This is a genomic window from Herbiconiux sp., from assembly GCF_023264895.1.
Taxonomy (GTDB): Bacteria; Actinomycetota; Actinomycetes; order Actinomycetales; family Microbacteriaceae; genus Herbiconiux.
This window is the reverse complement of sequence record NZ_JAHFUY010000137.1, coordinates 1-7622: the sequence shown is the minus strand read 5'-3', so window position 1 is coordinate 7622 and position 7622 is coordinate 1. Positions and strand designations below refer to the sequence as shown.

Annotated in this window: 10 protein-coding genes and 1 pseudogene; 1 reads left to right on the top strand and 10 read right to left on the bottom strand. The window is 72.0% G+C overall.

Annotated elements, in window-relative coordinates; translation table 11 throughout:
- The 9 genes from Q0D57_RS18610 to Q0D57_RS18570 all read right to left on the bottom strand — a co-directional run.
- On the bottom strand, positions 1-794 hold a 794-nt coding region (locus Q0D57_RS18610), incomplete at its 3' end, for a pyridoxal-phosphate dependent enzyme (protein ID WP_291046864.1).
- Positions 791-1564 (bottom strand): indole-3-glycerol phosphate synthase TrpC, encoded by a 774-nt coding sequence (trpC, locus tag Q0D57_RS18605; protein WP_291046862.1) that lies wholly within the window; start codon positions 1562-1564, stop codon positions 791-793. The genes trpC and Q0D57_RS18610, both read right to left, overlap by 4 nt.
- 5 nt (positions 1565-1569) lie before the next feature.
- Complete coding sequence (locus Q0D57_RS18600; RefSeq protein WP_291046860.1) at positions 1570-1800, bottom strand: DUF6704 family protein; 231 nt, start codon at positions 1798-1800, stop codon at positions 1570-1572.
- Positions 1797-2636, bottom strand: a complete 840-nt coding sequence (locus Q0D57_RS18595; protein WP_291046859.1) for a Trp biosynthesis-associated membrane protein — start codon at positions 2634-2636, stop codon at positions 1797-1799. Before Q0D57_RS18595 ends, Q0D57_RS18600 begins: the two co-directional genes overlap by 4 nt.
- Positions 2636-4165 carry an anthranilate synthase component I gene (locus tag Q0D57_RS18590; protein WP_291046858.1) on the bottom strand — a complete coding sequence of 510 codons (1530 nt, stop codon included), beginning with the start codon at positions 4163-4165 and terminating at the stop codon, positions 2636-2638. The genes Q0D57_RS18595 and Q0D57_RS18590 overlap by 1 nt, the downstream gene beginning before the upstream one ends.
- The gene (gene hisI, locus Q0D57_RS18585; RefSeq protein ID WP_259526657.1) at positions 4162-4512 is read right to left on the bottom strand and encodes a phosphoribosyl-AMP cyclohydrolase; all 351 of its coding nucleotides are present in this window, start codon (positions 4510-4512) and stop codon (positions 4162-4164) included. The genes Q0D57_RS18590 and hisI overlap by 4 nt, the downstream gene beginning before the upstream one ends.
- Positions 4509-5279, bottom strand: coding sequence for an imidazole glycerol phosphate synthase subunit HisF (gene hisF / locus Q0D57_RS18580; protein WP_291046855.1), 771 nt, complete (start codon positions 5277-5279; stop codon positions 4509-4511). Before hisF ends, hisI begins: the two co-directional genes overlap by 4 nt.
- Positions 5279-6121: an ATP phosphoribosyltransferase gene (gene hisG, locus Q0D57_RS18575; protein WP_291046853.1), complete on the bottom strand. Its 843-nt coding sequence runs from the start codon at positions 6119-6121 to the stop codon at positions 5279-5281. Before hisG ends, hisF begins: the two co-directional genes overlap by 1 nt.
- 46 nt (positions 6122-6167) lie before the next feature.
- Positions 6168-6431: a phosphoribosyl-ATP diphosphatase gene (locus tag Q0D57_RS18570; RefSeq protein WP_291046851.1), complete on the bottom strand. Its 264-nt coding sequence runs from the start codon at positions 6429-6431 to the stop codon at positions 6168-6170.
- 142 nt (positions 6432-6573) lie between these two features.
- Here Q0D57_RS18570 and Q0D57_RS18565 point away from each other — a divergent pair, with 142 nt between their 5' ends.
- On the top strand, positions 6574-6978 hold the full coding sequence (locus Q0D57_RS18565; protein ID WP_291046849.1) for a hypothetical protein: 405 nt from the start codon (positions 6574-6576) through the stop codon (positions 6976-6978).
- 8 nt (positions 6979-6986) lie between these two features.
- Here Q0D57_RS18565 and Q0D57_RS18560 read toward each other — a convergent pair.
- Positions 6987-7622: pseudogene (locus Q0D57_RS18560) on the bottom strand (rRNA small subunit methyltransferase B); the annotation flags it as partial.

Genomic DNA, 7622 nt, shown 5'->3' with positions numbered 1-7622 from the left:
AGGAAGGCGTGGAAGATCCCGATCGCGTTCGATCCGCCGCCCACGCAGGCCGTGACGGCATCCGGGAGCGCACCGGTCAGGTCGATGACCTGCTGGCGCGCCTCCTCGCCGATGACCTTGACGAAGTCGCGCACCATGGCGGGGAACGGGTGCGGGCCCGCGACCGTGCCGAGCAGGTAGTGGGTGGACTCCACGTTGGCGACCCAGTCGCGGAAGGCCTCGTTGAGGGCGTCCTTGAGCGTGCGGGTGCCGCTCGCGACGGGCACGACCTCGGCGCCGAGCAGACGCATCCTGGCCACGTTGAGGGCCTGACGCTCGGTGTCGACCTCGCCCATGTAGACGACGCACTCCATGCCGAACAGCGCCGCCGCCGTCGCGGTGGCCACGCCGTGCTGGCCGGCGCCGGTCTCGGCGATCAGGCGCTTCTTGCCGATCCGCTTCGCCAGGAGGGCCTGGCCGAGCACGTTGTTGATCTTGTGCGAGCCCGTGTGGTTCAGGTCTTCGCGCTTCAGGATGATGCGGGCGCCGCCGGCGTGGCGGGCGAAGCGGGGCACCTCGGTGAGGATCGACGGCCGGCCGGTGTAGGTGCGGCCGAGCTCGGCGAGCTCGCGGTGGAACTCGGGGTCGAGCTTGGCGAGCTGGTAGGCCTCGTCGAGCTCGTCGAGGGCGGCGATGAGCGACTCGGGCATGAAGCGCCCGCCGAACTCGCCGAAGAAGGGTCCGGTCTCCGCGCGGAGCGACGGCGCCTGCGTGGTCGGAGTCTGGGTGGTCGAGGCCTGGGTCGTGTCGGTCATACGGAGAGGAACTCCTTCAGTGTGGCCACCGGGTCGCCGTTGGTGACGAGGGCCTCGCCCACGAGGACGACGTCGGCGCCCGCGGCGCGGTAGTGGGCCACGTCGGCGGCACTCAGGACGGCCGATTCGGCGATCTTGACGGTGCCCGTGGGGATGCGGTCGGCCAGTCGGCCGAAGAGATCGGAGTCGAGCTCGAAGGTGCTGAGGTCGCGCGCGTTCACGCCGATCAGCCCGGCTCCGAGATCGACGGCGCGCGACACCTCGATGGCGTCGTGCGTCTCGACGAGCGGGGTCATGCCGAGCGAGAGCACGAAGTCGTGCAGGCGCACGAGCATCGGCTGGTCGAGCGCGGCCACGATGAGCAGCACGAGGTCGGCGCCCGCGGCACGCGCCTCGAGCACCTGGTACTCCTCGGCGATGAAGTCCTTGCGGAGCACCGGCACGTCGACCCTGGCCCGCACGGCCTCGAGGTCGGCGAGCGACCCCTTGAAGCGGCGGCCCTCGGTGAGCACGCTGATGGCGGAGGCGCCACCCGCGGCGTAGAGGCCCGCGAGCTCGGCGGGGTCGGGGATGTCGGCGAGGTCACCGCGCGAGGGGCTCGCCCGCTTGACCTCGGCGATGATCTTGACGCGGTCGGCGGGAGCCAGCAGGGCGAGGGCGTCGAGCGCGGGGGCCGTGGCCTCCGCAGCCGCCTCCACCGCTTTCAGGCTCCGGATCGACCGGCGCTCCGTCGCGTCCTCGAGCGCTCCGGCTACGAGTTCGGCGAGCACCTGGGTCAGTGCTCCTTCTGCAGGGTCTTCGTGCCGTTCACGCCGTAGCCGGCGCGGGAGAGGATGAAGCCCAGCAGGAATCCGAACAGCGTGAGGCCCGCGGCGGCCCAGACGAGCCACTGCACGTCGAAGAAGAAGGCCACGGTGCCGATCGCGATGCCCACGAGCGACACGATCACGCCGGTCCAGGCGGCGAGGGAGTGGCCCTCGCCCAGTTCGTCCTCTTCGTGGCTCATCGATCTCTTCCTGTCTGGTGGTCGTCGTTCGAGGGCAAGTCTACCGGGGTCTCCCGGTGGGCCGAGCCAGCCCGGCGGGTCGGATCCGTGCCGCGGGTGAGATCGTCCCAGCTGTCGACGGCGGCGTCGCGCGCGGTCGTGGCGGGCGTGCGGTGCGGGGGCGCGGCTGCGGACCGGCCCCGGGGCGGATCTCCGGCTTCCGCGGTGGCATCGTCGGCGTCGTCGGCGTCGGCGGCGTCCGGATCGTCGTCGAAGAAGTCGGCGAGCTCGCCGCTCTGCCGGCCGTCGGCGCCCTGGAAGGTGACCGCCTGGTACTTGCGGCCCGCGCTCGGCCAGCGCCGGACGGTCGCGATCACCACGAGCCCCGCGATCACCATGAGGGCACCGAGCGCGACCGTGACGGCCGGCCACGGGCTCTGCTCTCCGACCTCGACGAGCGCCCGCACCGAGCTCGTGCCGGCCACACCGGTGGTGGTCGTGACGACGGCCGCGCCGGCGGCCACCGGGTCGCTCAGCGCGCCGAGGCCCGACCAGAGCACGCTCGCGCCGAGCAGCACCTCGAGGGCGCCGAGCACGATCCGCACCACCGGCCCGGCGATCGCGAGCGCACCCGCGAGGGCGAGCCCGGCGAGTCCGAGCGCCGAGAGCGCGGGCGCCGCGACCGAGCCGGGCACCTCGAGCACGCGCTCGGTGGTGGTGTCGGCCGCCACGAGCACGAGACTCCCCCAGGGCTGCGACCAGGCGAGGAAGGCGAGCGCCGACAGCAGCAGCACGGCCACGATGGTGAGGAGCTTGAGCCGGCGGCCTTCGCTCGAGCGCTCCGGGGCGGTCGTCATCAGCACACCCTGGTCATCGCGTTCGCCACGGCCACGGCGCGGAGCGGAGCGGCCGCCTTGTTCTGCGACTCCTGGAACTCGCTGTCGGGGTCGGAGTCGGCCACGAGCCCGCCACCGGCCTGCACCCGGGCGATGCCGTCGCGGATGGTGGCGGTGCGGATGGCGATCGCGAGGTCGGCGTCGCCGCCGAACCCGAAGTAGCCCACGACTCCCCCGTAGAGGCCGCGCTGGGCGGGCTCGAGCTCGTCGATGATCTCGAGGGCGCGCGGCTTCGGTGCACCCGAGAGCGTGCCGGCCGGGAAGGTGGCCCGGAACACGTCGATCGCGTCGATCCCGGGCCGGAGCGCGCCCTCGACCGACGAGACGATGTGCATGATGTGGCTGAACCGCTCCACCCTCATGAACTCGGTGACCTCGACCGAGGCGGCCTCGCAGACCTTCAGCAGGTCGTTGCGGGCGAGGTCGACGAGCATGAGGTGCTCGGCGCGCTCCTTCTGGTCGCCGAGCAGCTCCTGCTCGAGCTCGAGATCGAGCTGGGGCGTGCTGCCACGGGGCTTGGAACCGGCGATCGGATGCGTGAGCGCGCGACCCTTCTCCACCTTCACGAGCGCCTCGGGGCTCGACCCCACCACCTGGTAGGGCGTGCCGTCGGTGTCGACGAGCGTGAGCAGGTACATGTAGGGGCTCGGGTTGAGCGTGCGCAGCACCCGGTACACGTCGAGCGGATGCGCGGTGCTCTCGAGTTCGAAGCGCTGCGAGATCACGACCTGGAAGATGTCGCCCTCGCGGATGTGCTCCTTGGCCACCTCGATGGCGTCGAGGAAGTCGGCTCGCTCGGTGCGGGCATCCGGAGTCGTCGACAGCGAGAAGTCGGCGGTCGCGAGCCAGGCTTCGGAGGGCGCGGCGAGGGCGGCCTGCAGGCGGTCGAGGCTCGCCTGGGCGCCGTTCCACAGCTCGTCGGACCCGGCCTCGGCGTCGCCGTCGGCGAGCACGTTCACGACGAGCTGCACGGTGCCCTCGCGGTGGTCGACCACCACGATCTCGGAGACGAACGAGAGCCCCTGGCTCGGGATGCGGTAGTCGGCGGGCGGGCGGTTCGGCAGCCGCTCGATCTGGCGCACGGTCTCCCAGCCGATGAAGCCGACGAGGCCTCCGGTGAGGGGCGGATGCGTGGGCACGGCGGGTGTCTTCCACTGGTCGTAGAGCGCGCTCACCGCGGCGAGCGGCCCCCCGGGGAGCCCGCCGGGGAAGGCCCGCTCGACCGGCAGCCCGAGATCGAGCCAGCGCGCGGCGTCGCCCTCCTCGGTGAGCAGGCCGAAGCTCGAGACGCCGATGAACGAGAAGCGCGACCAGATGCCGCCCTGACCGGCCGACTCGAGCAGGAACGTGCCGGGCCTGCCGTCGGCGAGCTTGCGGTAGATGCCGAGCGGGGTCTCGCCGTCGGCGAAGAGCTCCCGGATGACGGGGATGACGCGGTGCCCCTCGCGGAGGCGCTCGAACTCCGCCCGGGTGGTGCTGGAGGAGCTCACGGGAGCACCACCGGGTCGAGCGGATCGACGTCGAAGCAGCGCCGCGCGCCGGTGTGGCAGGCGACGCCCACCTGGTCGACCTGCACGAGCAGCGTGTCGTCGTCGCAGTCGAGGGCAGCGCCCTTGACGAACTGCACGTGGCCGGAGGTGTCGCCCTTCCGCCAGTACTCCTGGCGCGAGCGCGACCAGTAGGTCACCCGGCCCTCGGTGAGGGTGCGGCGGAGCGCCTCGGCATCCATGTAGCCCAGCATGAGCACCTCCTTGGTGTCCCACTGCTGGATGACGGCGGGCAGAAGGCCCTTGTCGTCGAAGTGGGCCCGTGCGAGCACGTCGTCGACCTCGCTCATCGCACGACCACCCCTTCCCGTCTCAGTTCGTCCTTCACGTCGCCGACCGTCATCTCGCGGAGGTGGAACACGCTCGCGGCGAGCACGGCGTCTGCTCCCGCCCGCACGGCGGCACCGAAGTGCTCGACCCTGCCGGCACCACCGGAGGCGATCACCGGCACGCTGCTGGCCTCGCGCATGAGGGTCACGAGCTCGAGGTCGAAGCCGTCCTTCGTGCCGTCGGCGTCGATGGAGTTGACCAGGAGCTCGCCGGCGCCGCGCTCGACGGCCTCGCGGGCCCACTCGAGGGCGTCGAGCTCCGTCTCGCGGCGGCCGCCGTGCGTGGTCACCACGAAGCCGCTCGGGGTGCGGCCGGGCTCGGTCGTGCGCTTGACGTCGAGCGAGAGCACGAGCACCTGGGCTCCGAAGCGGTCGGCGATCTCGCCGAGCAGCTCGGGCCGGGCGATGGCGGCGCTGTTGACTCCCACCTTGTCGGCGCCGTGGGCGAGGAGCCTCGCCACGTCGTCGTTCGAGCGCACGCCGCCGCCGACGGTGAGCGGGATGAAGACCTGCTCGGCGGTCTGGCGCACGACGTCGTACATCGTGTCGCGCGCGTCGACCGTGGCGGTGACGTCGAGGAAGGTGATCTCGTCGGCGCCCTGCTCGGAGTAGAGCCGGGCGAGCTCGACGGGGTCGCCGGCGTCGCGGAGGTTCTGGAAGTTCACGCCCTTGACCACGCGGCCCGCCGCCACGTCGAGACAGGGGATCACCCGCACGGCGAGCGACATCAGATCCTCGCGGCGTGGATGGGGCTGACCAGGATGGCCCTGGCACCCACCTCGTAGAGAGCGTCCATGACCTGGTTGGTGTCAAGGCGCGGCACCATCGAGCGCACGGCCACCCACTCGGGGTCGTGCAGCGGAGAGATGGTGGGGCTCTCGATGCCGGGGGTGAGGGCGGAGGCCTCGTCGAGGTTCTCGACGCGCACGTCGTAGTCCATGAGCACGTACTGGCGTGCCACGAGCACGCCCTGGAGGCGCCGCAGCAGGGTGCCGGCACCGGGGTGCTCGGTGCCCGAGGAGATCAGCACGGCGGTGGACTCGAGGATGACGGGACCGAAGATCTCGAGGCCGGCCGCACGCAGGGTGGAGCCGGTGCTCACCACGTCGGCCACGGCATCGGCCACGCCGAGGCGGACCGCCGATTCGACGGCTCCGTCGAGGGTGACGAGCGTGGTGGTGATGCCGCGTGCTTTCAGGAAGTCGCCCACGAGGCCGGGGTAGCTCGTGGCCACCCGCGCACCCTCGAGCGACTCGATCTCGAGCGGACTGCCGACCGGGCGGGCGAAGCGGAACGTGGAGCCGCCGAAGTCGAGCGGAGCGGTCTCGGTGGCGGTGGAGCCGGAGTCGAGCAGCAGGTCGCGGCCGGTGATGCCCACATCGAGGGCGCCGGAGCCGACGTAGGTGGCGATGTCGCGGGGGCGGAGGTAGAAGAACTCCACCTCGTTGCGGGGGTCGAGCACGATGAGCTCGCGCGAGCCCTCACGCCGGCCCTGGTAGCCCGCTTCGGCGAGCATCTGGGCGGCGGTTTCGGCGAGGGAGCCCTTGTTGGGCACCGCGATCTTGATCATGGAGTGGTCTTTCGTGAGAGAAGGTGAGATCGGGCTGGGCTCGACGTCACAGATGTCGGTAGACGTCGGCCGGGCTCAGACCCTTGGCCAGCATCAGCACCTGCAGGTGGTAGAGCAGCTGGGAGATCTCCTCCGCCGTGTTCTCATCGGTCTCGTACTCGGCGGCCATCCACACCTCGGCGGCCTCTTCGACGATCTTCTTGCCGATGAAGTGCACGCCGGCGTCGAGCTCGCGCACGGTGCCGGAGCCCTCGGGTCGCTCGGCGGCCTTGGCGGAGAGCTCGAGGAACAGCTCGTCGAAAGTCTTCACCCCACAAGGCTACTAGTCGCCCGCGCCCACCCCGTCCATCGGCTCGAGTCGCGGCTCCTGCACAGGATCGGCGTCCGGTCCGGCACTCCACAGATTCTGGGGTCGCGGCCGTCGACGGTGCGGGACCGGCGAGGCTCGCCGCATGACTGATGCACCAGCAGGAGCGATGACCGAGCCGATCGAGAGCGACCACGAGCTCGGGCGGGTGGTGGAGGACGTGGTGGGCGCGGCGATCGTGGATCGCGTGTGGGTGCTGTTCCTCGACCGCGAGCGACGGGTGCTGCCGACGCTCCTGCCGGTCGACGGGTTCCGGCTGGGCGATCCGCTCACGAACGGGGAGGTCAGGGCGCTCATCCGCGTGGCGGACGGCGTGGCCGCCACGATCGACGCCGCCGAGGCGGTCGTGGTGTGGGAGCGCGTCGGCGGGCGTCGTCTCCTGGCGGGCGAGCGGGTGCTCGTCGACCGGCTGACCGCGCTGTTCCCGCTCGACGGACTGGTGCTCAGGGCGCAGTTCCTCAGTCACCCGCTGGGGGTGCTGAAGCTGTGAGGCGCGGGTCAGGCCGGGAGCTTGCGGAAGAGCGCGACGAACATGGCATCCGTCGCGTTGCGGTGCGGCCACAGCTGCACAGCGGCATCCGGCGCACCGAGGGTGATCGCGTCGCCCGTGACCTCGCGGAGCACGGCCTGGGCGTCGAGCTGCTCGAGCGTCTCCGGCCAGCGGCGGAGGGCGCCCTGCACCTGGCCGCGGGTCTCACCGACGTGCGGAGAGCACGTGACGTAGGCGAGCACTCCCCCGGGCTTCAGGGCGGCGACGGCGGAGTCGATGAGGCGCTGCTGCAGGTCGACGAGCTCGGCCACGTCGCTCGGGGCCTTCCGCCAGCGCGCCTCGGGGCGGCGGCGGAGGGCGCCGAGCCCGGTGCAGGGGGCGTCGACGAGGATGCGATCGAACGACTCCGGATCGGCGTCGCCGACCGTCGTGCCGTCCCGCTCCCAGACCACCGGAGGCTCCGGCAGCGCGGCGACGGCCCGGCGCACGAGACCGGCGCGTGCGGGAACGGGCTCGTTGGCCACCACCGTGGCGCCGCCGAGCCGCGCCTCGGCGGCGAGCAGCGCGGTCTTGCCGCCGGGGCCGGCGCAGAGGTCGAGCCAGCGCTCGCCCTCCACGATCGGGCGGGCGCGGCTGAGGGCCAG